General features: G+C 64.0%; 21 protein-coding genes. 12 read left to right on the top strand and 9 right to left on the bottom strand.

Annotation, left to right across the window (positions count from 1 at the left end):
• Positions 1–92: 92 nt before the first annotated feature.
• A complete protein-coding gene (zipA, locus tag KW821_RS00510; RefSeq protein WP_218289882.1) occupies positions 93–1,223 on the bottom strand; it encodes a cell division protein ZipA in 1,131 nt (376 codons plus the stop codon).
• A gap of 15 nt (positions 1,224–1,238) precedes the next feature.
• Positions 1,239–4,613, bottom strand: coding sequence for an AAA family ATPase (locus KW821_RS00505; RefSeq protein WP_218289881.1), 3,375 nt, complete (start codon positions 4,611–4,613; stop codon positions 1,239–1,241).
• A 161-nt stretch (positions 4,614–4,774) separates the two neighbouring features.
• Here KW821_RS00505 and cysZ point away from each other — a divergent pair, with 161 nt between their 5' ends.
• Together cysZ and KW821_RS00495 are read left to right on the top strand one after the other, a co-directional pair.
• Positions 4,775–5,536, top strand: a complete 762-nt coding sequence (gene cysZ, locus KW821_RS00500; RefSeq protein ID WP_218289880.1) for a sulfate transporter CysZ — start codon at positions 4,775–4,777, stop codon at positions 5,534–5,536.
• A 135-nt stretch (positions 5,537–5,671) separates the two neighbouring features.
• Positions 5,672–6,286 (top strand): trimeric intracellular cation channel family protein, encoded by a 615-nt coding sequence (locus KW821_RS00495; protein ID WP_218289879.1) that lies wholly within the window; start codon positions 5,672–5,674, stop codon positions 6,284–6,286.
• Between the two features lie 93 nt (positions 6,287–6,379).
• Here KW821_RS00495 and KW821_RS00490 read toward each other — a convergent pair whose 3' ends face one another.
• The 4 genes from KW821_RS00490 to KW821_RS00475 all read right to left on the bottom strand — a co-directional run bounded on the left by KW821_RS00490 (position 6,380) and on the right by KW821_RS00475 (position 9,781).
• On the bottom strand, positions 6,380–6,631 hold the full coding sequence (locus KW821_RS00490; protein WP_218289878.1) for a DUF3862 domain-containing protein: 252 nt from the start codon (positions 6,629–6,631) through the stop codon (positions 6,380–6,382).
• 127 nt (positions 6,632–6,758) lie between these two features.
• Positions 6,759–7,304, bottom strand: a complete 546-nt coding sequence (locus KW821_RS00485) for a YcbK family protein (protein WP_042654027.1) — start codon at positions 7,302–7,304, stop codon at positions 6,759–6,761.
• A gap of 148 nt (positions 7,305–7,452) precedes the next feature.
• Positions 7,453–8,934, bottom strand: coding sequence for a murein L,D-transpeptidase (locus tag KW821_RS00480; protein WP_218289877.1), 1,482 nt, complete (start codon positions 8,932–8,934; stop codon positions 7,453–7,455).
• Between the two features lie 79 nt (positions 8,935–9,013).
• Positions 9,014–9,781 carry an ABC transporter substrate-binding protein gene (locus KW821_RS00475; RefSeq protein WP_218289876.1) on the bottom strand — a complete coding sequence of 256 codons (768 nt, stop codon included), beginning with the start codon at positions 9,779–9,781 and terminating at the stop codon, positions 9,014–9,016.
• Between the two features lie 320 nt (positions 9,782–10,101).
• Between KW821_RS00475 and KW821_RS00470 the strand changes: the two genes are divergently transcribed.
• The 5 genes from KW821_RS00470 to KW821_RS00450 all read left to right on the top strand — a co-directional run bounded on the left by KW821_RS00470 (position 10,102) and on the right by KW821_RS00450 (position 15,653).
• A complete protein-coding gene (locus tag KW821_RS00470) occupies positions 10,102–10,647 on the top strand; it encodes a hypothetical protein (protein WP_042654030.1) in 546 nt (181 codons plus the stop codon).
• Positions 10,648–10,702: 55 nt separating this feature from the next.
• Positions 10,703–11,767, top strand: coding sequence for a glycosyltransferase family 2 protein (locus KW821_RS00465; protein ID WP_042654031.1), 1,065 nt, complete (start codon positions 10,703–10,705; stop codon positions 11,765–11,767).
• Positions 11,764–12,135 carry a GtrA family protein gene (locus tag KW821_RS00460; protein WP_042654032.1) on the top strand — a complete coding sequence of 124 codons (372 nt, stop codon included), beginning with the start codon at positions 11,764–11,766 and terminating at the stop codon, positions 12,133–12,135. The genes KW821_RS00465 and KW821_RS00460 overlap by 4 nt, the downstream gene beginning before the upstream one ends.
• Positions 12,135–13,295, top strand: a complete 1,161-nt coding sequence (locus KW821_RS00455; RefSeq protein WP_042654033.1) for a membrane protein — start codon at positions 12,135–12,137, stop codon at positions 13,293–13,295. The genes KW821_RS00460 and KW821_RS00455 overlap by 1 nt, the downstream gene beginning before the upstream one ends.
• A 234-nt stretch (positions 13,296–13,529) precedes the next feature.
• Positions 13,530–15,653: an alpha-amylase gene (locus KW821_RS00450; protein WP_218289875.1), complete on the top strand. Its 2,124-nt coding sequence runs from the start codon at positions 13,530–13,532 to the stop codon at positions 15,651–15,653.
• A 70-nt stretch (positions 15,654–15,723) separates the two neighbouring features.
• Here KW821_RS00450 and KW821_RS00445 read toward each other — a convergent pair whose 3' ends face one another.
• A complete protein-coding gene (locus KW821_RS00445) occupies positions 15,724–16,350 on the bottom strand; it encodes a glutathione S-transferase (protein WP_218289874.1) in 627 nt (208 codons plus the stop codon).
• 156 nt (positions 16,351–16,506) lie between these two features.
• On the opposite strand from KW821_RS00445, the gene KW821_RS00440 reads away from it, so the two are divergent.
• From KW821_RS00440 to KW821_RS00425, 4 genes are all read left to right on the top strand, one after another.
• Positions 16,507–17,151 carry a response regulator transcription factor gene (locus KW821_RS00440; protein WP_042654036.1) on the top strand — a complete coding sequence of 215 codons (645 nt, stop codon included), beginning with the start codon at positions 16,507–16,509 and terminating at the stop codon, positions 17,149–17,151.
• Between the two features lie 309 nt (positions 17,152–17,460).
• Positions 17,461–18,042 (top strand): TetR/AcrR family transcriptional regulator, encoded by a 582-nt coding sequence (locus KW821_RS00435; protein WP_218289872.1) that lies wholly within the window; start codon positions 17,461–17,463, stop codon positions 18,040–18,042.
• A 69-nt stretch (positions 18,043–18,111) separates the two neighbouring features.
• Positions 18,112–18,969 carry an alpha/beta hydrolase gene (locus KW821_RS00430; RefSeq protein WP_218289871.1) on the top strand — a complete coding sequence of 286 codons (858 nt, stop codon included), beginning with the start codon at positions 18,112–18,114 and terminating at the stop codon, positions 18,967–18,969.
• Between the two features lie 179 nt (positions 18,970–19,148).
• Positions 19,149–20,294 (top strand): patatin-like phospholipase family protein, encoded by a 1,146-nt coding sequence (locus KW821_RS00425; protein ID WP_218289870.1) that lies wholly within the window; start codon positions 19,149–19,151, stop codon positions 20,292–20,294.
• Positions 20,295–20,307: 13 nt separating this feature from the next.
• Here KW821_RS00425 and KW821_RS00420 read toward each other — a convergent pair whose 3' ends face one another.
• The gene (locus KW821_RS00420) at positions 20,308–22,260 is read right to left on the bottom strand and encodes a cation:proton antiporter (protein WP_218289869.1); all 1,953 of its coding nucleotides are present in this window, start codon (positions 22,258–22,260) and stop codon (positions 20,308–20,310) included.
• Between the two features lie 304 nt (positions 22,261–22,564).
• Between KW821_RS00420 and KW821_RS00415 the strand changes: the two genes are divergently transcribed.
• Positions 22,565–23,485 carry a GGDEF domain-containing protein gene (locus KW821_RS00415; RefSeq protein WP_218289868.1) on the top strand — a complete coding sequence of 307 codons (921 nt, stop codon included), beginning with the start codon at positions 22,565–22,567 and terminating at the stop codon, positions 23,483–23,485.
• Between the two features lie 153 nt (positions 23,486–23,638).
• Here the strand turns inward: KW821_RS00415 and tilS are convergent, their stop codons facing one another.
• Positions 23,639–24,973 (bottom strand): tRNA lysidine(34) synthetase TilS, encoded by a 1,335-nt coding sequence (gene tilS, locus KW821_RS00410; protein ID WP_218289865.1) that lies wholly within the window; start codon positions 24,971–24,973, stop codon positions 23,639–23,641.
• Between the last annotated feature and the right edge of the window lie 120 nt (positions 24,974–25,093).

The following is a 25,093-nucleotide window of genomic DNA, read 5'->3' as shown; positions in this document are numbered from 1 at the left end:
CTCGGACTGTGGTTGGAATAGTAAGTTAATCGCACAAACAAAAATGCGGCACCCAGGTACCGCATTTTTGATGTCATAGACCCGCAGGCGCCTTAGTCGCGACTGGCCTCGTAGGCCGCCAGCTCGTGACGGTAACGGGCGATGTCGTCGTCGCTCAGGGGGCTGCGCGAGGCGTCGGTCAGCATGGCGTCGAGGTCGCTTGCCAGTTGATCCGCCGCCTGCAGCATGTGCTCGAAGGCGAAGGCCGCGTTGCTGCGCAGGGGCAACTGCATGAACAGGGAGACACCCGGGGTGCTGAACTGCTCCATGCGGTAGGGGTTGAAGGTGCCCGGCTTGACCATGTTGATCATGGAGAACAGCACTTCACCCTTGCCACCCAGATCCTCGTGACGGTGGAAGATATCCATCTCGCCAAACTTGAAGCCCAGCGTCAGCAGGGAAGAGAGCAGCGTCGCCCCCTGCAGATCGTGACCGGGGCGGGCCATCAGGTTGATGACATAGACATCCTGCCAGATCTTCTCGACCGGCGGCAGCTCCTGCACAGGGTCGGCCATGAGGGGCTCGTCATCATAGACCGGCTCTTCGTAGGCTGGCTCAGGAGCAACATAACGGGGTTTGTGTTCGGGGGCTGGCTCGCGGGCACCGAAGGTCGGCGCAGTGGCGTAGGCCGGCTCCACCAGCGGCTCTTCGTCCAGCGGCTGCAGCATGGGCTCGCGCTGGGGACGGGAGCGGTGCACCGGGGTACGACGGATCACCTGAGCAGGCTTGCGCACCGGGGCGGCAGGGGCTTCCTCCATGGTCTCGGCGAGCGGCTCTTCGTACTCGTCCTCGTCGTCTTCATAGACGGGCGCGGGAGCATAGACGGGCGCGGGAGCCACCGGGCGGGCGACAGGCTTGCGCACGGGCGGTGGCAGCTCGTCATCCTCGTCTTCGTCATCGAAGGCGGGGACGGCAGCACGGCGGCTGGCTTCAGGCTGGCGCGCCTCATCGTTGTGCAGCTTGGGCTCGGCACGACGCCCGCCACTGACCACACGCACCTGGCCGATGCCATCGCTGTCGAACGTATCGTTGTCACGTTCCCGTGATTTGGAATCCATCCGGCCCAGAGGTTTCTCTTTGATCGGTGCCTGACGGTTTTTTCTGTTGCTCCACAACCCGTGAATGAGCAATGCCGCGATGGCAATACCGCCCAGGGCAACCAAGATGTAACGCAATTCCTGCATTAGCTGCTTCTCTTTCTAGTTTTGCTCAGCCAAAGCGACGGCTTCACCGATATCGACCGACACTATGCGAGAAACCCCGGGCTCTTGCATAGTGACGCCTATCAGTTGCTCAGCCATCTCCATGGAGACCTTATTATGACTGATGTAAACGAACTGTACTGTGCTCGACATCTCTTTGACAAGAGAACAGAAGCGACCGACGTTCACTTCATCGAGCGGCGCATCCACCTCATCCAGCAAACAAAAGGGTGCTGGGTTGAGTCTGAAGATGGCAAAAACCAACGCAAGGGCGGTTAGCGCCTTCTCCCCCCCGGAAAGCAGGGCAATGGTAGCATTCTTCTTGCCCGGAGGTCTTGCCATGATGCTCACTCCGGCCTCCAAAAGATCATCCGAGGTCAGCTCAAGCCAGGCACTGCCCCCCCCGAACACCTTCGGAAACAGGGATTTTAAATCTTCGTTGACCTTATCGAAAGTGTCACGGAAGCGTATTTGTGTTTCTTTATCAATTCTTTTAATGGCTTGGCTCAGGGTTTCCAGCGCTTGCTCCAGATCCTGGCACTGGTTTTCCAGGTAGCTTGAGCGGGTTTTCGCCGCCTCATACTCCTCCAGCGCCGCCAGGTTGATGGCCCCCAGCGCCTCCACCTGGGTCTCCAGGGTCTGGATCTCCTGGCGCAGCTTGCCGCGATCGGCGGCGATCAGCACCGCCTGATCGAGATCCACCAGCCGCACCCCCAGCTCCTCGAACTGCTCATGCAGCCCCTGGCGCCGGGTCAGGTTGCGCTCCCGCTCCAATCTGAGCTGGGCGAGCTTCTCCTGCAGGGTCACCAACTGCTTGTGATCGGCACTGCGCGCCTGCTCCAACTCGGTCAGTTGCCGCTCCAGCTCCGCCAGGCGCTGATGGCAGGCCAGCTGCTGCGCCTCGAGGTTGCGCTGCTCGGTCAGCAGGGGCGACAGATCCTGACCCGGCATGTCCCCCGGCGCCTTGAGTTCCGCCAGCTCCAGTCCGAGCCGCGCCAGCTCCTGCTCACGCAGGGCCATGAGCTGGCTCAGGTTTTGCTGCTCCAGCTGCCAGCGCTGACAGTGGGCCTGCTGCTGCTCCCGGCGCGCGCGCGCCTCCTCCAGCGCCCGCTCGGCCTGGCTGACCCGCTCCTGGGCAAGCAGCAGGGCCTCGGCCAAGGGCTCGCCCTGCTCCTGCAACTCCATCAGCCGCGCCTCATCCAGCTCGAGCTGCAGCACGGCCCTCTCCAGCCGCTGCGCCTCGTCGGCCTGCTCCCTGTCCAGCCGCAGCAGCTCTTCACCGAGCAGGCCGAGCCGCTGCAACCGCTCCTGACGCTGACCCTGTTGCAGGCTCCAGGCTTCCCGCAGTTGCTGCCACTGCAGCTCCCGCTCGCGCAGGGTGCGCTGAGCCAGCTCGAAGGCAGCATGCAGCTGGGCCCGCATTGCATCGGCCGCACCCAGCTGGGCATCCAGCTGGACCAACGCCTGCTGGCTCGCCGCCAGCTCGGTGTGTAACCGCTCACGTTCACCGAGCAGGGCCAGGGTACCGAGCGCCCCCCCCTGGCCGAGATCGGCCCAGTTCGGACCGAACCAGTCCCCCGCCGGGGTCAGCAGCGACTCACCGGCCGCGAGCCCGGCCTGACGGGCCAGGGCCGCCTCCCGGCTCTCCACCAGCCAGATGGCGTTGAGGAAGGCGGGGATATGCTCCCCCGCCAGCTGGGCCGCCAGGGTGCCGGGCACAGCCGGATGGGCCGGGCCTATCCAGAGCCCACTTTGCTCCAGGTTGCACTCATCCGCCGGCTGGGCGGTGAGCCAGCGTCCCAGCACCTTGTCCAGTGCCTGGGCCCATTCAGGCGCCACCTGCAGCCGATCGGCCAGGGTAGCCCCCTGCATCTGTTCCCCCAAAATTTGGTCAAGCGTGGTGAGGCGGGCCTCCAGTTCGCACACCAGGCCGCCCTGCTGGCCCCGTTGCGCCTTGAGTGCCTCGTGGCCGACCACCGCGGCCTGCCACTGTTCATCCAGCTCGGCGTGCCGCGCCCGGGCGAGCTCCAGCTCGGCCGCCAGGGCATCCAGCCTGGGCTGCAGATCGTCACTCTCCCCTCCTAGCGGTCCGGCCTGTTCGTCTTCCAGCTTGAGCCGTGCCAGCCGGGTCTTGGCCTGCAGCTCCTGCAGGCCATTGACCTGGGCTCGGGTCTGATTGAGCCGCCCCTGCAACTGCCCCAGTTGCTGCTGCCACTCTTGCTGGCGCTGCCGGGCCTGCTCCAGCTGCTCGCTGGCAGTCAGGCGCTGCGTCTGCTGGTCGGTGAGCAACTGCTCACACTGCTCCAGCCGCGCCGACTCCAGCTCCCCCCTGAGCGTGCCGTCGGTCAGTTGCTCCTGCTGACTCGCCAGCTGCGTCTTGATGCCGTCTATCCGCTCGCCGAGGGCCTGGCGCCTGACCTGCCAGTCACGGCCGAGTTCGGTCTGGTGAAGCTGCTGCTGCTCGAGGCGGGCGATGGCCTGCCCACCGAGGAAGATCTGTTGTTGTCGGTTGGCCTGCTCGGCCTGGGCCTCCTGGCGGGCAACCGACAGGCTGACGTGACGCCCCTCGTCCTGGGTTCGCTTGGCGTCCAGCGCCGCCAGCGCCTGCTCGGCCTGGCTCAGTTCGGCCTTGGCCTCGCCGAGGCGGGTCTCCAGCGCCCACAGCTCGGAGCCGATGAGTTCGGCCCGGGCGGCGCGCGAACGGCCCTTGAGTTGCTTGTAGCGTTCGGCGGTCTCGGCCTGGGCCTTGAGGTGATCGAGGCGGGAACCCAGCTCGCCGCGAATGTCGCCGAGCCGCTCCAGGTTCTCCTGGGTGTGGCGGATGCGTTGCTCCGTCTCCCGGCGCCGCTCCTTGTAACGGGAGACCCCCGCCGCCTCCTCCATGAACAGCTTGAGATCCGCCGGACGCGACTCCACCAGCCGGCTGACGGTGCCCTGCTCTATGATGGCGTAACTGCGGGGGCCGAGGCCGGTGCCGAGGAAGAGATCCGTCACATCCTTGCGGCGGCACTTCTGGCCATTGATCTGGTAGTGATTGGTGCCGTCACGCAGCACCTCCCGGCGCACCGAGATCTCGCTGAAGCGGCCGAATTCGCCGGGCACCCGATTGTGGGGGTTGTCGAACACCAGCTCCACCGAGGCGCGGCCATGGGGGCTGCGGTTGAGGGAGCCGTTGAAGATGACGTCCGTCATGTTCTCGCCGCGCAGATGGCGGGCCGAGCTCTCCCCCAGCACCCAGCGCACCGCGTCGATCACGTTGGACTTGCCGCAGCCGTTGGGCCCGACCACGGCCGTCATGTCGGCCGACAGTTCGATGCGGGTCGGCTCGACAAACGACTTGAAACCGGCGAGTTTGATCAATTTCAGACGCATGAGGGCCTATCTGGGTAACGAAATAACGAAAAGGCGGGCGGTTTCCATCAATATCCGGCGCTCAGCTGAACTGCGACGGAAAAGGAATGGTCAGCGACTTTACCAAATCAAGGGCTTGTTTGTAATATGCTGGCAGTTTCCCGTTAACAGATGGAGCTCAGATGAGCCAATCCCCCCTGGTCAAAGATTCAGTCAGCGGTGCAGACTACTTCCTGCGCGGCTTTTCGCTCATCCGCCAACCCGGCATCCGCACCTACGTGCTGATCCCCCTGCTGGTCAACGTGGTGCTGTTTGCCGGCGCCTTCTATGCCCTGTTGCTGCAGCTCGACGGCCTGTTCGGCTGGCTGCATCAGCAGATCCCGGCCTGGCTCGGCTGGCTCGACTACCTGCTGTGGCCCATCGCCCTGGTCACCATACTGGTGGTGTTCTCCTTCATCTTCAGCTCGGTGACCAACTGGATCGCCGCCCCCTTCAATGGCCTGCTGGCGGAGAAGGTGGAGCAGATCCTGACCGGTGAGGCAGTGAGCGACACCGGCATGCTGGATGTGGTCAAGGATGTGCCGCGCACCTTCGGCCGCGAGTGGACCAAGCTGAAGTACTACCTGCCCAAGGCCATCGGCTGCCTCATCCTGTTCCTCATCCCGGTGGTGGGGCAGACCCTGGCGCCCGTGCTCTGGTTCCTGTTCAGCGCCTGGATGATGGCGATCCAGTACGTGGATTATCCGTTCGACAACCACAAGATCGACTTCATCACCATGCGCGATGCCCTCAAGCAACGCCGCGGCAAGTGCCTGAGCTTCGGCGCCCTGGTCACCCTCTTCTCCGCCATTCCGGTGGTCAACCTGTTCGTGATGCCGGTCGCCATCTGCGGCGCCACCGCCATGTGGGTGGATCAATACCGCAGCGAGCAGCTCCGCCGCTGAGCCGGCTCTGCCATAACTAAAAACGGGGGCATAGGCCCCCTTTTCATTACTTATTCTAATGCAAATGTGAGAGTGCTTGTCGTGCCAGACCAGTCTTGTTAGGATGCGGGCCTTTCTCGCACCCTGGGATAACTCATGTTACATGCTCTCTTCTTGCTCGGCCTGGTGGCCGAAGGGATGACTGGCGCGCTGGCGGCGGGTCGGCGGCGGATGGATCTGTTTGGTGTGGTGATCATCGCGTCGGCGACGGCCATCGGCGGTGGCACCATCCGGGATGTGCTGCTGGGGCACTATCCCCTGCTCTGGGTGGAGCATCCCGAATACGTGCTGCTGGTGGCGGGGGCGGCCATGGCGGGGGTCATCTCGGCACCGCTGATGCGCTATCTCGGCAAGCTGTTCCTGGCGCTCGATGCGCTGGGGCTGGTGGTGTTCTCCATCTTTGGCGCGGCCCGGGCGCTGGAGATGGGCCACGGGGCCGGTATCGCCTGCATCATGGCCGTGGTGACCGGCGTCTTCGGCGGCGTGCTGCGGGATCTCCTGTGCCAGCGCATCCCACTGGTGTTCAAGCGCGAGCTCTACGCCGCCGTCTCCCTGGTGACGGCCGCCCTCTACTGCTTCGCGCTGGCCCAGGGCCTGCCCAATGACTGGGCCGCCTTCGGGGCTATCGGTGTCGGCTTCGTGCTGCGGCTGCTGGCGGTGCGCTTCAAGTGGGGGCTGCCCACCTTCAATTATCAATATGCCACTCACTGAGTGCGTCAGCTTCTGACTGTATTGAGTTTATTATCACCAACAAAAAAGCGCCTTCCGGCGCTTCTTTGTTGGTGACGACGATGCAAGACTGGCTCAGTTGATCCCTTCCGAACTGAAGAAAGTCGCCTTGTCGGCGATGAAGCGGATCTTGATATTCTTGCCCTCCCCTCCCCAGATGCAGCTGGTAGTTCCCAGCTTGTCGTCACAACTCTCAGCCTTGCCCAGGATGCTGCTCGCCTCCGTATAGCTGATCCCCATCTTCAACTTGTCGTAGTTCTCCCGGTTCAGCTTGCTGCACCCGGTCAACAGCAGGGCGATCAGCCCCCCGATCAGAATCTGCTTCATTTATTTCTCCTCTGGATAGTGTCCAGAGCCTAGCAGCTCGGGGGCCCCCTGTGCCAACCCTGCGCCGCGGCACACCAACCCGGAATCCCCTGTTGGCGAGCAGCGAACGGCAGAGCCGAACCGCCGGTTACCAGCTGCGTACCGGGCCCGTGTCGAGGTGCACGAAGTTGTCAGACGGGTAGTAACCCACACCGCCGACCTTGAGATTCAGGGCCGCCTTGCGCAGGTGTGCCAACTGCACGCCGGGGATGCGCACATCCACCGCCTGACCCAGGGTGTGGTAGCTGTGTTTGGCGACGCCACGGCTGCGCTGCCGCTTCTGGCGATTGGTGGCCGGTGAGCGGTAGCCCGAGATGAGCTGGATCTCGCCCTGGCGACCCAGCCTGTGCTGCAACAGAAACAGCTGATCGAACAGCTTCTTGTCGATGTTGAACACTTCGTTGCGACGGTAGTCGCGGAAAATATGATTGAGCTCGGCCAGGCCATCGCTCAGATAACGGCCATTCTCCCAATAGCTGGTGCGCACCCGCTCGCCGGTATTGAGGTTGAAGAAGCTGAGTTCACGGCCCGAGGTACTGCGGCTCGCCATGGCCGGAAACGACAGCAGGCTGGCCCCCATCAGGCAACCGGCGCCCAGCAGCAGACGGCGTCGGCTTATCTCTTGTTCCAGCATCCGTTGTCCGTCCATTCCAGAGTGAAGTAACAGTGGTGAATGAAAATGATACAGAGGCCGAAACTACCCGCCGAGAAAAGCCCTGTCAAACCGCAAACGCCCATAGAAAAGCCCGGCATGAGCCGGGCTTTTCACTCTGTGGCAGGGATCACAACAAGCGGCTCTGGAAGCTCACTCGATCGAATCCGTAGATGTCGTTGCGCAGTTGCTGGCGACCCTCTTCGTCGATCCAGCTGCTCCAGTAGACGGTGAACACCGGGATCGGCGTGGTCAGGGGCAGCCACTTGGTCTGGCTCTCTTTCAGGATATTGGCGACCTTGTCCGGCTGATAACGGGAGTCCGCCAGCAGCAGCTCGGCGAGATCGTCCGCATGCTCGACCCGGATGCAGCCGGAGCTGAAGGCGCGCGCCCCCTGCTCGAACAGCGCCTTGCCCGGCGTCGAGTGCAGATAGATGGCATCGTTGTTGGGCAGATAGAACTTGTAGCGCCCCAGGGCGTTGTGATCGCCGGGCTTTTGCCGCAACCGGTAAGGGAAGCCCGACGCCAGCGCCTGATGCCAGCCATCTTCGCTGAACTGCACCGGGTTGCCCTCGCCGTCGATCACCTCGAACTGCTCCCGATTGAGGTAGGCAGGATCCCGTCCCAGCTTGGGCAGAATGTCCTTGCTCAGGATGGAGCGCGGCACGTGCCAGGCAGGGTTGAGCACGATGGAGCGGATCTCGCTGGCGAGGATGGGGGTGGCCCGCTGCTCCTTGCCGACGATGACGCGACTGGTGAAGACCTCGCTGCCGGACTCCACCACGCTCAGGCGGTAATCCGGGATGTTGACCAGCACATAGCGGCCGGCGAGATGATCCACCAGATCCCGGCGCCACAGGTTGCGCAGCAGCAGGCTGGCGCGCACCTCTGGGCCGGTGTTGAGCCAGGAGCGGGTCTGACGGCCTATGATGCCGTCGGCGGTCAGACCGTGGCGACGCTGGAACTGCTTGATGGCCTGTTCGGTGTCCGCATCATAGGTGGCGTCCTGATGGGTGGGGGCGCCATCCCCCAGCTCGTTGAGGATGGAGCGGATCTGGCCGAGCTCGGTCGAGCTCTCCCCGGCACGCAGGGTCGGCATGTCCAGGTTGGGCCAGTGCTTGGCCATGGGCATCGCCAGCAGCTTGCCCACCTCCTCGCGCACGGCCTCATATTCGGCGACCTGGGGCCTGAGTTGCTTGACCTGATCCAGCAGATTGTCACCAATCGGCTCGTGGGCCAGCGGCTTGGTCAGATCGAGCTTGAGGGTCTGCATCTGCTCGCGGGCGACCAGATCCATGGCACGCCAAGCCTGCTGGAAACGGGCCAGCTTGCCAAAGGCCTCGTCGTAGAGGGCGCCGCGCCGATCGGCAGGGGCCTTCTGCAACTGCTGCCAGAGTCGGTAGAAGTCCGGGTGCAGCTGGGCGAGCACCGCCTCCTGCAGCTGACGATCCAGCTCCAGGCGCGCCTGCTGGGCCGTGCTGTTCTGATACCAGTCGTGCTGGATGCTGGGACTGGCCACCACCATCTGTTCCGTGCTGGCCTGGGCCATGCCCGCCGGCCAGCAGCCCAACCAGATAAGGTTTGCCAATGCCCACCAATACTTCTTACCCATGCTTACCTCAAATCGGTTCACTTCGGCCTGTCAGGCGCCACGGTCAGGTGCCCATGATGCGTGAATGCCAGCGACTTTGCTAGCGGGCGGGCGCGTAACGACGCCAGATGAGCGCGTGCTCATCACTCTTGCCAACCGCCTCGATCGCCTGGTTGAAGCGCTGCACAAAGTCGCTCGGCAGGGTCTTCTTGCTCAACATGAAATAGGTTGGTGTCTCATAGACCCGCATGACATGGGGGACTATGCCTTCCGCCAGCCCCTCTCTCTTCAGACCCCAGGGAGTGGCAAGAATATCCCCGAGGAAACCATCGACCCGCCCCAGCAACAGCTTGCGATAGTTTTGCGCATCGTTGACCTCGCTCACCTGCTCTCGATGGCGCTGCAGCAGCCAGGCAATCTCGGCGCCGTAGTAATAGTCCTTGGTCACCCCCAGCTTGTATCCCCTGGCCAGCCAGCTAGCGAGGTCCTGCTCGGCATAGCTGTCGGACTTGCGCACCCAGAGCGCGCTGCGGCCCGGGTTGTAGGCAGTGGAGAACCAGGCGTAACGCGCCCTGTCATCGTAGAAATAGGCTTCCATGGCGATGTCCAGCCGGCCCTGTGCCAAGTCCTGCAGCACCCGTTTCCAGGGGCGCTCGACATAGACCAGGCGACACCCCAACCGGGCCGCCACCGCGTTGAGATAATCGACCGAGAAGCCGTGCAGGCGCCGACGCTCACCGTCCTGCTGGTAATAGTGATAGGGTGGCCAGTTGTCGAAGCCGACACGCAAGGGCGTGGCACAACCCGAGCGGGCCCACGCCAGCTGGGCAGGCAACAGGCAGAGCAGGCAGAGAAAGAGCAGCCTCATGGATCATCCTTGACGATGGGACGCGCCATCTTAGATCTGCGCAGGACAAATGGCGACAGATCCTGCCACAGCAATGAGCAATATCAGTCATTTGCCTGATGAGGCCCCCCTTTGACGCGGGGATGGCCATGAGCCAGATGCGGGGGCACAGGCCCCGATGGCGAGGATAAAGGGAGGCCGTCGGCGACATTTGGAGCGTGGGGGAAAAGGGGTTAATATCTGAGCGAATATATTTTTGTGATCCACTATGCTTTTTTTGCAATTGGATTAGCATATGCGCGAAATCAGCCTACCCATCCGTCAGGCATCGAGTGAGTGATATGACCTATAAAAAGTTCGGTTTTCTGGCTGCCATCATGGCATTGAGTGGTTTTTACCTCTACACCCTCTACTTGGCCGCTCACCCCAACGTGAGCCTGGCTTACAAGCTCTATTACCTGGAAGGCAAGACCCGCTTCTGGGAGCACAACTCCAGCATGACCTACCAGCCGGGTAACGAACTCAACCTCACCAAGCCGAGCCGCTTCCTCTCCAGCGAAGGCTGGGCCAAGAAGCCGAACGCCGAAGGCACCGAACTCAGCGGCCAGGGTGGCCTCTATTTCGTGCTGCCCAAGCACCAGGCACAACCCGGGCAGGTGACCATCCAGGCCAGGATCAACAGCCCGGAGGCGGGCACCCTGCTCAAGGTCGCACTGGGTCACGACATCACCACCACAGTCAAGCTGGCCAAGGCGGGCATCAACGAGATCCGGCTCAACCTGCCCGGCGAATCGCTGACCGCCGATCCCAAGCACCCCAACTTCCTGGCCCTGTCCGCACCGACACCGCTCAACGTCCAGTCGGTACGTCTGACCGTCGCCCAGTGAATCTAAAAATATAAGACTTTGTTTTATAACACCATTTTCCAATAAGGAAGTTCCCATGTCGCATGCCGATTTTCGACTCTCTCTGGTCGTTCCCGTTTATAACGAGGAAGAGAGCATAGACGCCTTCATCAGCGCGATAGACAACGAGCTGGCCCCGCTCAAGGATCAGCTTGAGATAGTGTTCGTCAACGACGGCAGCCGCGACCGCACCCGTGAGGTGGTCGAGCAGGCCATCGCCCGCGACCCCCGCGTCACCCTGGTCAACCTGGCCCGCAACTTCGGCAAAGAGGCCGCCATGACCGCCGGCCTGCATCAGGCCAAGGGCGATGCCATAGTGCCGATGGACGTGGATCTGCAGGATCCCCCCGCCCTCATCCTGGAATTCGTCAAGCTGTGGCAGACCGGCGACTACGACACCGTCTTCGGCATCCGGGTCGATCGCAGCGCAGACACCCCGATGAAACGCCTCACCGCCGGCGGTTTCTACCGTTTCTTCAACGCCCTCTCCACCAGCACCAAGCTGCCGGAGAACGCAGGTGACTTCCGCCTGATCGATCGCAAGGTGGTCGAGGCGCTCAAGCAACTGCCCGAGCGCAACCGCTTCATGAAGGGGCTCTTCGCCTGGGCCGGTTTCCGCGCCGTCGGCGTCCCCTACGAGCGTCCCGCCCGCCACGCCGGTGAGACCAAGTTCAACTACTGGAAGCTGTGGAACTTCGCCCTCGACGGCCTGCTCAGCTTCTCCAGCTGGCCGCTGCGGGTATGGAGCTACGTCGGGGTCGGCGTCTCCCTGATCGCCTTCCTCTACATCCTCAAGATCATCACCCAGGTGCTGTTCTTTGGCATCGATGTGCCCGGTTACGCCTCACTGATGTCGGTGATGCTGTTCCTCGGTGGCATCCAGCTACTCTCCCTCGGCATCATCGGCGAGTACATTGGCCGCATGTTCGTCGAGGTGAAGCAGCGCCCGGTCTACCTCATCGAAGGTGTGTACGGCCAGTATGCCAAGCAGGATGAAGCACAACCACAGGACGGCGCGGCCACCGGCAGCAAGAAGAGTGCCGGCAAGAAGGCGGCCACAGTGAAGGCCGCTGACGACCAGCAGGAGCAAGCGCCTCAATGATCTCCCGCGAGGAATTCTGGCGTCTGGTTCGTTTCGGTTTCGTCGGCGGGGGGGCTACCCTCGTCGATCTTGGCACCTCGATCGCGCTGTTTCGCACCTGGCCCACCATCTCAGAGCACCTGGTCACCACGCTCGCATTTGCGGTAGCCTTCTGGTTCTCCTTCTTCGGCCATCGCTACATCACCTTCCAGAAACAGGGGGCGGCCGGCAAGTTCCTGCTGGTGGCCCTCTTCTCGCTGGTGGTGCGTAACCTGCTGCTCTCCGGCCTGCTGCTGGCGGGCCTCTCCGGCCTGCTCCCCGTGGTAATCGCCACCCTGGCGGTCACAGTTCTCACCTACCTCCTCTCCAGGATCTGGGTATTTGCCTGATGAATGACATGACAATTCCGACCCCCGACACCGCGGGCCCCTACCGCCCCTCCCTGCGGATCAGCAACCGCGACTGGCTGATGATCATCGCCGCCTTCGTGCTGAGCCGGGCCGCCCTCTACGGCATGGGTTACTTCGGCGTCCAGCTCTACGGCACGGCCCCCATAGGCCCGCTGCAGGCTTACTGCCAGTTTGACTGCGTCTGGTTCCAGCGCATCATAGAGAACGGCTACGACCTCTATCCGCGCTGGCTCAGCAAGGGCAACGCGGCGAACTGGGCCTTCATGCCGCTTTACCCCATGCTCGCCGGCGGCCTCGCCAGCCTGCTCAACATCGAGAGCCTGATCGGCCTGATGCTGGTGGCCAACATCGCCTTCTTCATCAGCCTGCCGCTGATGCTGCTGGTACTGCGCCAGCTCAAGCTCGGTGACGAGACAGCCCGCTTCGGGGTCTGGCTGCTGGCCTTCTCTCCCTTCTCCGCCTACTTCGTCTCCGGCTATACCGAGCCCATGTTCATGGCGCTGATGCTGGGCATGTTCCTGTTCGCCTACCGCGAGCAGTGGCTGATGGTGGCCTTCCTCGGCGTCCTCATCTCCGGCACCCGCAACCTGGGGGTGATGATGGTGTTCCCGGTGTTGATCCTGGCGCTGCAGGCCTATGGCTGGCGCGAGTTCTTCCGCTTCACCGAGCGAGCCTTCAAGGTGGTGTTCACCCTCTGGCTCATTCCGTTCGGCCTGTTCGCCTACATGGTCTATCTCTACCACCTCACCGGGGACGCGCTCGCCTTCAAGCACATCCAGGTGGCCTGGGGCCGCTACATGGACAGCCCCCTCGACTGGTGGCTCAGTGGCTTCGAGCTCGGCGGCCGCAAGGCCTACCTTTCCATCATGGTGATCTTCGGCTGGTGCCTGAACGGCTATCTGTTCAGCCAGAAGCGCTGGGCCGAGGCGACCCTGATGTTCATCTGCTGCACCATACCGCTGATGACCGGGCTCAATGCCATGCCGCGCTACATGTTCGGCCTCTACCCGACCCTGCTGGCCATCGTACTGCTGACCCATCGCTGGCCGGCCATCCGCCCGGCGGTGCTCTGCGTCAGCGGCATGGTCGCCTCCTTCATCGCGGTGGCCTTCGTCAACTTCAAGTTCTTTACCGTCTGACGCGGGCTCGCCTGCAGGCGAGCAGCCCCACCTGAACATGCCGGTCGACTGACCGGCATTTTTTTGGCCCCCGTCCGGGGGCCTGCACGGCAGCCATCACACTTTGCTCTGCTTGAAAACGTAACCATTTGAACTGACCTCACAAATCGGGATTTTACCGATCCAGACCCGCCACCTTGCCCCCTAGAATGAGCTCCTCAACGGAATCCGCTCACCCAGCTCAAGGAATGGCTTATGCGTCCCTCTCTTCGCCTCGATCGCAGCCTCTCGCCCCTGTGGCTCGCCGTGCTGGCCACGCCACTGTTCGCCAGCCAGGCGCTGGCCGCACCGGCGCTGCACCTCTATGTGGATGGCGAGCCGGTGGCCGAGACGCTGGCACTGGACGAGGGCACCGTCAGCCTGACTCACACCTTAAGCAAGGGCAGCCACCAGATCCGCATCAGCGACGCAAACAACAGCTGCGGCACCAGCTTCGGCCCGAGCGAGAACCAGCCACTCCCCTTCGGCACCGCCCAACCCATGGACAAGTGCGCCAAGGATCAAAGCTTTAGCCTGCGGGTGATGCTGGCGGGGGACTACGAGTTCACCTTCAACCCGGCGACCCCCAGCCTCAAGGTGCTGCGGGCGACCAAGAAGAGCGAGTTCAAGCGCCAGCCCCCCGAGGAGCCCTGCATCGCCTGGGATGGCGGCCCGGTCACTGTGTCGCTCAAGGGCGTCTGGCCGGATGGCACCCGGCTACGGGATGCCTACTCAAAACAGGAGGCTGTGGTCAAGGGCGGCAAGCTGACGCTAACGCCATCGAAAGAGAGCGGCGGCTTGCTGCTGCTCGAGCCCATAGCGGCGCCCAAGCCCGAGCCCTTCAGCTGGGATCAGGCCAGCGTCTACTTCCTGCTGACCGACCGCTTCCACAACGGCGATCCCGCCAACGATCACAGCTTCGGTCGCCAGAAAGACGGTCAGGACGAGGTCGCCACCTGGCACGGCGGCGACTTCAAGGGCTTGACCGAGAAGCTCGATTACATCAAGTCCCTCGGCATGAACGCCATCTGGATCACCCCCATGGTGGAGCAGGTGCACGGCTTCATCGGCGGCGGCGAACAGGGCAACTTTCCCTTCTACGCCTACCACGGCTACTGGGCGCTGGATTTCACCAAGATAGACCCCAACTACGGCGACGAGGAGAGCCTGAAGACCCTGGTGGACGAGGCCCACAAGCGCGGCATGCGCATCATCCTCGATGTGGTGATGAACCACGCCGGCTACGCCACCCTGGCGGATCTGCAGGATCTGGGGCTCGACAGCCTGACCCAGAACACGGGGAAATTGCCGGCCCGCTGGAACGAGTGGCGCCCGAGCGGTGGCCTCGACTGGCATGGCTACAACCAGTTTATCGATTACCAGTCCCCGAACTGGAACCAGTGGTGGGGGCCTGACTGGGTGCGCGCCGGCCTGCCAGGTTACCCGCAACCCGGCACCGACGATGTGACCGGCTCGGTGGCTGGGCTGCCGGACTTCCTGACCGAATCGACCAAGCCGGTGGGTCTGCCCCCCCTGCTCGCGGCGAAGAAGGACAGCCTGGCCAGGGCGCTGCCCGATGCCACGGTCAGCGATTACCTGATCGCCTGGCACACCGACTGGGTGCGGCGTTTTGGCATCGACGGCTTCAGGGCCGACACCGTCAAGCACCTGGAGCCGGCAGTGTGGGCCAGGCTCAAGCAGGCGGGCACGGCGGCGCTCAAGGAGTGGAAGGCCGCCAACCCGGCCAAGGCCCTCGACAACCTGCCGTTCTACATGGTGGGCGAGGTGTGGGATCACGGGGTGGCCAAGGACTTCTGGTACCGACACGGTTTCGACTCCCTGATCAACTTCGACTACCAGCGCGAGTTCGCCCTGCCCCAGGCCCAGTGCATGGCGGCGGCCGAGCCGACCTATGCCGGCTACGCCAGCCGCATCAATCAGGATCCGGAGTTCAACGTGCTGAGTTACATCAGCTCCCACGATACCAAGCTGTTCTTCGGCGACTATCGGGACGTGCCGCTGCAGCGCCGGGTGGCCAACAGCTTTATGCTGCTGCCGGGCGGCATCCAGCTCTACTACGGCGACGAGTCCGGCCGCGATCTCGCCAAGGATGGTGGCGTCTTTGACCAGAGCGTGCGCTCTGACATGAACTGGCAGGAGCTGGGGAGCGGCGACAAGGCCGAGCTGGTCAAGCACTGGCAGCACCTCGGCCAGTTCCGCGCCGCCCATCCGGCGGTGGCGGCGGGCAGCCACCAGAAGCTGTCCGATGCACCCTACAGCTTCGTGCGAGAAAAAGGCGCCGACAAGGTGGTGGTGGTGTTTGCCGGCCGGCAGCCATAACCCGGCCCGCACCAGACAAACGAGAGGGGAGCCACTGGCTCCCCTCTCTCATTGCGCAGGCCCCTTCACCTCATGCCAGCTGCCGGGCGATGGCCGGCCACTGCAGCCGCGCCTTGACCAGAGTCTCCTGCCACAGAGGCCAGGCCAGCAGGGCCTGCTGATAGGCGCCGGCCTGGCCGGGCAACTGGATGCCATAGCTCGCCAGCCGGTAGGCCATTACCGCGTAGAAGGCGTCGATGATCCCCGCCTCCTCGAAATAGAAGGGGCCCCTCGCCTGGGCCCAGAGCGTCTGCAACCTGGCCAGCTCGCCTATGGTCTCCACCGGCGGCTCGCACTGGGTCGGCGCCCCCAGGAAGAAGGGCAGGCGGCTGCGGATCTGGCCAAAGCCCGAGTGCAGCTCGGCGCACAGGCTGCGGGCCAGGGCGCGCTCGGCCCTATCCTGCGGGTAGAGCCGCCGTTCCGGGCACAGCTCATGCAGGTATTCGGCGATGGCCAGGGAGTCGTGTATCCGCAGTTCGCCATCATCCAGCCAGGGCACCAACCCGGTCGGCGAGACCCGCTTCAACCGCTGCAGCGCCTTGGCATCCTCCAGATCGAACACCTGCTCCTGCCACTCCAGCCCGCTCATGGTGAGCACCAGCGCCGCCCGCATCGCCCAGGTGGAGCCCGTGCCCACCGTCAGTACCAAGGATCCCATTTATTGCCTCCTGCTTGGGTTGTTGATGCCATGGATCGGCCCCGTTGGCACGACATCCCATGGTCGCCTCACATTTGCACCGCTGCGGGTTTGACCCCCCACAGGAGCAGTGCTAGTTTGATTTTTCAAAACAATCAGTTAGCAATAATGTGAGCAATGGACAGCCAATTTACCATCGTCATCGCAGATGACCACCCCCTGTTTCGGGGCGCCCTCTATCAAGCGGTGCACATGGCCATCGACGAGGCCCGGCTGCTGGAGGCCGACTCCATCGACAGCCTGACCCAGCTGCTGGGAGAACACCCCGAGGTGGATCTGCTGCTGCTCGATCTCAAGATGCCGGGAGCCAACGGATTCGAAGGGCTCGCCTACCTGCGTGGCCAATACCCGGATCTGCCGATCGTCGTGGTGTCCGCCTCGGAGGATCCCGCCATCATCCAGCAGGTACTGCGCCTCGGCGCCCTCGGCTTCATCCCCAAGTCCGTCCCCATGAAGGAGCTGGTCAGCGCCCTCAATACGGTGATCGGAGGCGATAACTGGGTGCCGGAGGGGATCTCCCTGCGGCCCGAGTCCGAGGATGGCCCCGACTTCGCCAGCAAGCTGGCCAGCCTCACCCCCCAGCAGTACAAGGTGCTGATCATGCTGCGCGACGGCAGCCTCAACAAGCAGATCGCCTGGGAGCTCAAGGTTTCCGAGGCCACCATCAAGGCCCACATCACCGCCATCTTCCGCAAGCTCGGCGTCAAGAATCGTACCCAGGCGGTCATCGCCCTGCAGCAGATGGGCATCAAGGACGACTGAGCCGGCGCCATATCACGACCTACCTTCCGCAAGCTCGGCGTCAAGAACCGCACCCAGGCGGTCATCGCCCTGCAGCAGATGGGCATCAAGGACGACTGAGCCGGCGGCGCCTGCACTCAATGTTGCGAAGGCCATCAGCAAGGTCTGCGTTCCTACCTTCCGCGCACTCGGTGCCAAGCTCCTTCATTGTTCATCGCCCTACGGCTGATGAACGACGGAGCCCGAGCGGCCGAGCGCCTTCCGCCGGTTTGTGGCTCGACAAATAGTACGATCGTACTTTATGCTGCAGACAACAGTGAGGAGCCGCCGATGAGCAAGGGCCGTTTGACCCGCGAGAACATTTTGCAGACCGCCTTCGAGCAGGCGAGCCAGCAAGGGTTGGAGAGTCTGACCATAGGCTCCCTCGCCAGCCTGTGCGAGATGTCCAAGAGCGGCCTGTTCGCCCATTTTCAATCCCGCGACAACCTGCAGATCGCCGTGCTGGGCTATTCCGCCGAGGTGTTCCGGGAGCGGGTGATCCAGCCGGTGCGCCGGCAGCAGCATCAGACCCAGCAGCAGAAGCTGACCGCCCTGCTCCGGGCCTGGCTGGCCTGGAACCAGAGTTTTGCCGGCCGCTGCATGTTCCTCGATGCCTGGACCTCGGCCCAGGAGGGGGAGGTGCAGCAGGCAGCCCGCCAGCTGGTGCGCTTCTGGCTCGACTACCTGGCCCGCCAGGTGGTGCAAGGCCAGACCCAGGGCGAGTGGCGCAGGGATCTGGATCCCTGGCGCGCCGTCTACCGGCTCTATGGCCTCTATCTCGGGGATCAGGTGTTCAATGCGCTGGATTTGTGTCAGGATCCGACCCGCCACTTCTGGCCCGAAGTGGAGAGTCTGCTGCTGAGCTGGCGCTGATTTTCAGTTTTCCTTTTAAAAACCGATAAAAAAGCACGACCGTTCGCACATAAAAACGACAGGATGACCATGAGCAGCAAGATCTATTTCAACACCCGCCGTTTCAGCCCGAGCAAGCTGTTGCTGGGGCTCGGCACCCGATTGCACCACGTGCTGGCTCCCGCCCACGCCAGGCGTACCGCCAGCAAGCTGTTGCTGACCCCGCAACGACCCAGCCGTGAAACCGACGCTCCGGCCGGGCTGGTGCAGCAGGCGGTGCACACCCGCGAAGGGGCGCTGATGAGCTATCGACTCGGCCAGGGACCGGTCTGGCTGCTGATGCACGGCTGGTCCGGCAGCGCCAGCCAGTTCTACCCGCTGATGGCCCATATAGCCGCCCAGGGCTTCACGGCGCTGGCCTACGATCACCCGGCCCACGGCCAGAGCGACGGCCACACCGGTCACCTGCCCAGGTTCGTGCGCGCTTTCGACGAGCTGCTCGAGCGCTGCGGCCCCATCGAGGGGGTCATCACCCACAGCATGGGCGGCGCCGTCACCCTCGCCAGCCAGCATCCCGCCCTCGACAGGCTGCCGCTGCTGCTGATCTCCCCCGTGCTCGACTACGTGCCCCAGCTCTATGGCATGGTGGCGCGCTCCGGCTACTCCATCCGGCTGTTCGATGCGGTGGTGAAAGAGATAGAGCAGGAATACCAGCATCCCCTCAGCACGGTGGATCCCCTCGGCCGGCTCGCCAGTCGCGCCGGCCATGCCCTCATCGTCCACGACGAGGAGGACAGGTTCGCCCCCCATAAGGACTCGCTGCGCGCGGCGCAGGATGGCCGCACCCGGCTGGTGAGCACCCGTGGCCTCGGCCATGGCCGCATCCTCGCCAGCCCCCCGGTATTCGCCGCCTTCGATCGGCTGACCCAGCCCCAGGGCGCCGCCTGATACTGCCTGGAACTGGCCGCCTCAAAAAATGATGAGGCGGCCATTTTTATATTTGATACAGCGGCTTATAGTTGAATTGCTCGGTGGTAAAACGCGCAGATGGCAACAACAAGGCGCAACATCATGCTCAGACCCGCCCATGGTGGCTGCTTGCCGGCAACAACATAAGGGGTAGCGTCATGGCCAGACCCAATACAGCGCTTCTGTTGACCGGTGGCGGTGCCCGCGCCGCCTATCAGGTCGGTGTCCTCAAGGCCGTGGCCGAGCTCTACCCCCGCAACCTCGGCATCCCGTTTCCCATCCTGTGCGGCACCTCGGCCGGGGCGCTGAACGTCACGGCGCTGGCCTGCTACGCCTCCTGCTTCCATCTGGGGGTGCGCAAGCTGGAGTGGATCTGGCGCCGCTTCGAGACCCATCACATCTTCGACTTCCACCCCTGTCAGCTGCTGTGGCGCACCCTGTATCAGGGCTCGGCCGGCCTCATCAGCCCGAGCAGCAACCGCGCCTTCCACCTGTTCGACAATGCACCGCTGCGCCGCCTGCTGGAGCAGGTCATCGACTATCACCGCATCGATGACAACATCCTCTACGGCAGCCTGGAGGCCATCGCCATCACCGCCTCTGACTATGATGACGGTCTCTCCACCACCTTCTTCCAGGGACGGTCCGAGCATCAGCCCTGGGAGCGGGCCAGACGGCGCGGCCTGCGCACCCTGCTCACCTCGGATCACCTGCTGGCCTCCTCGGCGCTGCCCTTCGTCTTCCCCGCCACCCGCATCGGCGACAGCTTCTACGGGGACGGCTCCATCCACCAGCTGAGCCCATTGAGCCCCGCCATCCACCTGGGGGCGGAGCGGATCCTGCTGGTGACCCTGGACTCGCCACACCCGGCGGCGATGGCACCGCATCAGGGCCATCTGACCAGCTCCAACATCGCCGGCCATCTGCTCAACACCGTCTTCTCCGACACCCTCAACTCGGATCTGGAGCGGCTGGGGCGCATCAACCAGACCCTGGCACTCATTCCGGAGCGGGAGCGCAATCGACTGAAGCTGCGCCAGGTAGAGACCTGCGTGGTAAGGCCTAGCCAGGATCTGGATCTCATCGCCCTCGACTACCTGCACAGGCTGCCGACCCATGTGCGCCGCCTGCTGCGGGTGATGGGGGTCACCGGCAGCGAGAGCAGCAGCCTGGCCAGCTTCCTGATGTTCGATCCGGGTTACTGCCAGCAGCTGATAAAGCTCGGCTATCAGGATGCGCTGGGGGAACGCCAGCGCATCGAGGCCTTCTTGGGCATAGAGGAGCGGATCCGCGAGGAGGCGTGAGGAGGCGGCTCGCCTAGTGCCCCTCCAGCAGGCGCTGCTCGGCCCGCTCCATCGCCACCGCATTGCCAAACAGCACCAGTCGATCGCCGGCGGCCAGCCGCAGCTCGGGCCTCGGCTCCAAGCTCTGCTCGCCGCGGTGGATCGCCTTGATCCGCACCTCGCCGAGGGCCAGCTCCCGCACCCGACGCCCCACCGCCCAGGCCTGATCGTGCAGCAGCACGGGATGCAGCCGCTCGAGCAGCTGATCCGTCTCCAGGTTGTTGGCGCTCTGATCCCCCCAGTAGAAGCCGTGCAGGAAGCGGTACTGGCTGCTGCGCTCGTGCTCCATGCGCCGGATCACCCGGCCGATGGGGATGTCGCAGTTGACCAGCAGGTGGGACACCAGCATCAGGGCCCCCTCCTGGGATTCGGGGATCACCTCGAAGGCCCCGGCCTGCTTGTAGTGTTCGAGAAAGCTGTCGTCCCGGGTGCGCACCAGCACCTTGACCCCGCTCGCCAGCTCCCGGATGAGGGTCAGCATGGCATCGATCCGCTTGCGATCATCGAAGGTGATGATCACCAACTTTGCCCGCATGAGGCCGGCGGCCAGCAGGATATCCCGGCGGCTGGCGTCACCGAACGCCACCTGCTCCCCCGCCAGCTTGGCCTCGTTCACCCGCTCCGGATCCAGATCCAGCGCGAGGAAGGGCAGCTCCTCGAGCTTGAGAAAACGGGCACAGGTCTGCCCGGTGCGGCCGAAGCCGGCGATGATGACGTGCTGATGCTTGCTCAATCCCGACTGGGCCACCTCGGAGCGGGAGAGCAGCGCAGCATCGGTAAGGGAGTGGGCCAGCCCCTGCGCCTTCTGCACCAGCCAGGGGGTCAGGGCGATGGAGGTGACCCCGATGCCGATGAGCAGGGAGACCTGCTGCTGGCTGAGCAAGCCATGGTGGCTCGCCAGCGCCAGCAGCACGAAGCCGAACTCCCCCACCTGGCTCAGCATGATGCCGGCCGCCATGGCATCGCGCTTGCGCTCCCCCATCAACCGGCCCGCCAGCAGCACCAGCAACGACTTGAACAGGATGAGCCCCAGCACGCTGGCGAGCACCAGCCACCAGACCCGCGCCACCAGCTGCCACTCCATGGCCATACCGATGGTGATGAAGAAGAGCCCCATCAGCACGTCCCGAAACGGCTTGATGTCGACCTCCAGCTGATGGCGATAGTGGGACTCCCCCAGCATCATGCCGGCCAGGAAGGCACCGAGCGCCATGGAGAGCCCCATCCACTGGGTCAGCGACGCCGCCAGCAAGGCCACCAGCAGGGCGCTGAGCACGAACAGCTCGTCGGAGCGCGCCCGCGCCACCTCGTGAAACAGGGTGGGCAGCAGCCATTTTCCCACGGCGAGCAGGGCGATCAGGGCGAACAGCCCCTTGAGGGAGGCCCAGGCGATCTCCGCCAACAGGGCGCTGCCCTGCACCTCGGGCCTGGCGAGTATGGGGATCATCACCAGCAGCGGCACCACCGCCAGATCCTGGAACAGCAAGATGCTCACCCCGAGCTGGGCGCGGCGGGTGTGCAGCTGCTTCAGTTCCCCCAGCTGCTTGATCACCACGGCGGTGGAGGAGAGCGCCAGGGTGCCAGAGACCACCAGCGCCTGGGGCAGGGTCAGCCCCCACCACCACCCTAGCCAGAAGAACAGCGAGGTGGTGAACAGCACCTGCAGGCCGCCGACCCCCAGCACCAGCTTGCGCATGGAGAGCAGGCGCGGCAGTGAGAACTCGAGTCCGAGGGAGAACATCAGGAAGACGATGCCGAGCTCCCCTATGGTCTGCATGATCGCCTGCCCGGTGACGATGGCGGCGCCATGGGGGCCGAGCAGCATGCCGACGAACAGGTAAGCGAGGATCACCGGCTGACCGAGGCGCCGGAAGATCGCCACCAGCAGGACGGCGGCGAGCAGCAGGATCAATACGTCTGCATACAATGGCTTCTCCCATTCATCTCCCGACGCGGCGGCCGCGAGGCCAACCCCTTCACCAGCGTTGAGGAACGCCTCAGGCTCCCGGCGTCCATTTCACTCGTGCTTGCCTCTGGCGGTTCTACACTGGGCCAAAGCCCGTGCACGGCGAGGCCGGCGAGGCGTTAGCCGCGCCGCTGGCACCCCGCCAGCCACCTCTTTTTTCCTCCCTTTTTGTTTCGTTAAGCCTAGCCAGCACCCTTGTTCACTATCGAACATATTTAGGGCACAAGTATTGCAAGAAAGAGTCAGGCAAGGACAAGCAAGCTGGATGGTTAGGGGCTGTCGCGTGGAAAACACATCATCATTGAATGGCTTCGGGCATGGCATCGAGCAGTGGGTGCAGCAGATGGAGCGGCTCAGGCCGCTGGCCGGCCAGGAGCGCCAGCAGTTGCTCGAGCGGCTGCTGGCACAACGGGATCTTGACGCCCTGCTGGCAATCTTTGCCGAGCGGGTGGCAAAGGTTGTCCGTATCCATAGCCTCCATCTCGACTGCGACCAGCCCCATAGCCTCATCTGCCGGCCGCCCCAGACCCATCAGGTGCTGCATAGCTATCGATTCGAGTTGCGTGGCCAGCATGATCAGCGCCTCGGTCTGCTGCAATACGAACTGGAGCAGCCCCTGAGCGACGATCAGCAGCGGCTGCTGCGCCAATATCATCAGCTGCTTTGCCTGCCACTGCCGCTCTATCTGCGGCTGGATGGGCTGGAGCGGCAGGTGCGGCTCGATCACCTGACCGGGCTCGGCAACCGCTCCTACTTCGATGAGGCCATAGGTCGCGCGGTGGAGCAGCACTGCCGGGAATCCCACGGCCTGGTACTGGTGTTGCTGGATCTGGACAGGTTCAAGCAGGTCAACGACACCTGGGGTCACCCGGTGGGGGATCTGGTGCTGAGCCGCTTCGCGCAACTGCTCAACGGCTGCATCCGCGGCACGGATCAGGCTTTTCGCCTCGGTGGTGACGAGTTCGCGCTCTTGCTGCAACCCGCCGAACCCGAGGCCTGGCGCCCGGTCTGGCTACGCCTGCAACATGTGATGCACAGCCACGAGGAGCTCAGCGCCTTCGCGGTCAGCTGCAGCCTGGGCGCCGCCAGCTGGCAGGCCGGGGTGGATGTGCAGAGCCTGTATGAGGCGGCGGATGCCCACCTCTACGCCCGCAAGAGAGCCGGAGTCAGCGGTGCGTCAGAGTGATGGTCCAGCTGATGCCCTCATCCATACGCCCGCAAGAGAACCGGAGTGACCGGCCCATCGGAGTAACGGCTCAAGCCAGTGCCAGCCGATGCCCTCATCCATACGCCCGCAAGCGGGCCGCAGTCACCGGCCCATCGGAGTGATGGGCAGGGTTCAAATCTCGACTGGCTCAGGTTTCTGCCAATGCCAGCCGATGCCGCCCGCCGGCACCTGAAAGCCATCACAGACGAAGAGGCCGGCAACCGCCGCCACCTGCTCGCCGTAATAGAGGATGGGGATGCGGCCCCGCTGCCAGGAAGGGACTCCATACTCCTGCAGCAGCTTCTTCAGCCGCCGGCTGCCCACCCGCCCCACGGGTTTGAGCATGCTGCCCGCCGCCACCTGAAAACGCACCGACAGCGGCTCGTCCGCCCGGGGCAAGCGCAGCCCCTCCTCCTCGGGTTGCAGGCACAGGCTGAGCCGGCCCAGCCCGTCCGGCAGCTCAACCGACTCCCCCACCCGGATGGGCAGCGCCTCGTGCCGGGACAGCAGATTGGGTCGCACCAGATACAGCCGTCCCTGAAAGCGGCGGCACTCCAGATCCTTCAAGCCCAACTGCGGATTGGCATCCTCCCGCGCCAGCGCCACCTCCTGCCATAGCAGGCCAAGCAGCTCCCGCGAGGGCATCTCCCCGCCCTGGCGGCGGATCCAGTGGCGCAGCAGGTTGTTGCGCCGGGCCGGCGACAGGGCCTGCAGCGGAGCTATGTGCAAGGCATCCCCCTCCCCGGCCCGCTGCCAATCCTCTTCCGCCAGCTCGGTGATCAAGGCCTCCTGCTCGGCGCAGATCGCCATGCTGCGCGCCGCCGTCTGGGCCATGGCGGGCCAGCGCGCCTTGAGCTGCGGGATCAGCGTCTGGCGCAGGAAGTTGCGATCATAGCTCTCGTCCAGGTTGCTCTCATCCTCCACCCAGCCATGGGGCAGGCTCGCCGCCGCCTCCGCCAGCTCGGCCCGACTGATCTCGAGCAGCGGTCGCAGCAGGCGGCCACCGGCGAAGGGCTGATCTGGCACTGTCCCCGCCAGCCCCCGCAGGCCGGCACCGCGCTTGAGCGCCAGCAGCAGGGTCTCCAGCTGATCGTCCTGGTGGTGGGCGCTGAGCAGCCACTCCCCCTGCCCGAGATGGGCGGCCAGGCACAGATAGCGCGCCTCACGGGCCTGGGCCTCCAGACTCTCGCCGTTGCCGCGCGCCAGTTGCACCCGCTCGACCAGGAGCGGCACCGCCAGCTGCCGGCACAGGCCTTCGCAGTGCGCCACCCAGGCGTCGGCATGGGGGCTCAGGCCGTGATGCACGTGCAGGGCGCGCAACCCGAGCCGGTGTTCGCGGGCAAATTGCGCCGCCAGCACCAGCAAGACGGTGGAATCGAGCCCGCCACTGAAGGCAACCAGCAGGCCTTTGGAACCTTCCGGCGCTGGCAGGGTCTGACAAAAACGAGAATAAATACGAGAAATCATAGGCTTCCCCAAAACGGCTGGTGGGATCTTAGCAGAGTCAGGCTTATCAAGCTGTAACCGGACTGCTAGAGTGAGATCCCTCCCGAGCTGGGCTGGGAAGCTGAATAACCCGAATTGGAA

The organism is Aeromonas sp. sif2416 (assembly GCF_019218665.1).
Lineage (GTDB): Bacteria > Pseudomonadota > Gammaproteobacteria > Enterobacterales > Aeromonadaceae > Aeromonas > Aeromonas encheleia.
The sequence above is the reverse complement of the archived record's forward strand: the minus strand, read 5'-3'. Positions and strand labels throughout refer to the sequence as shown.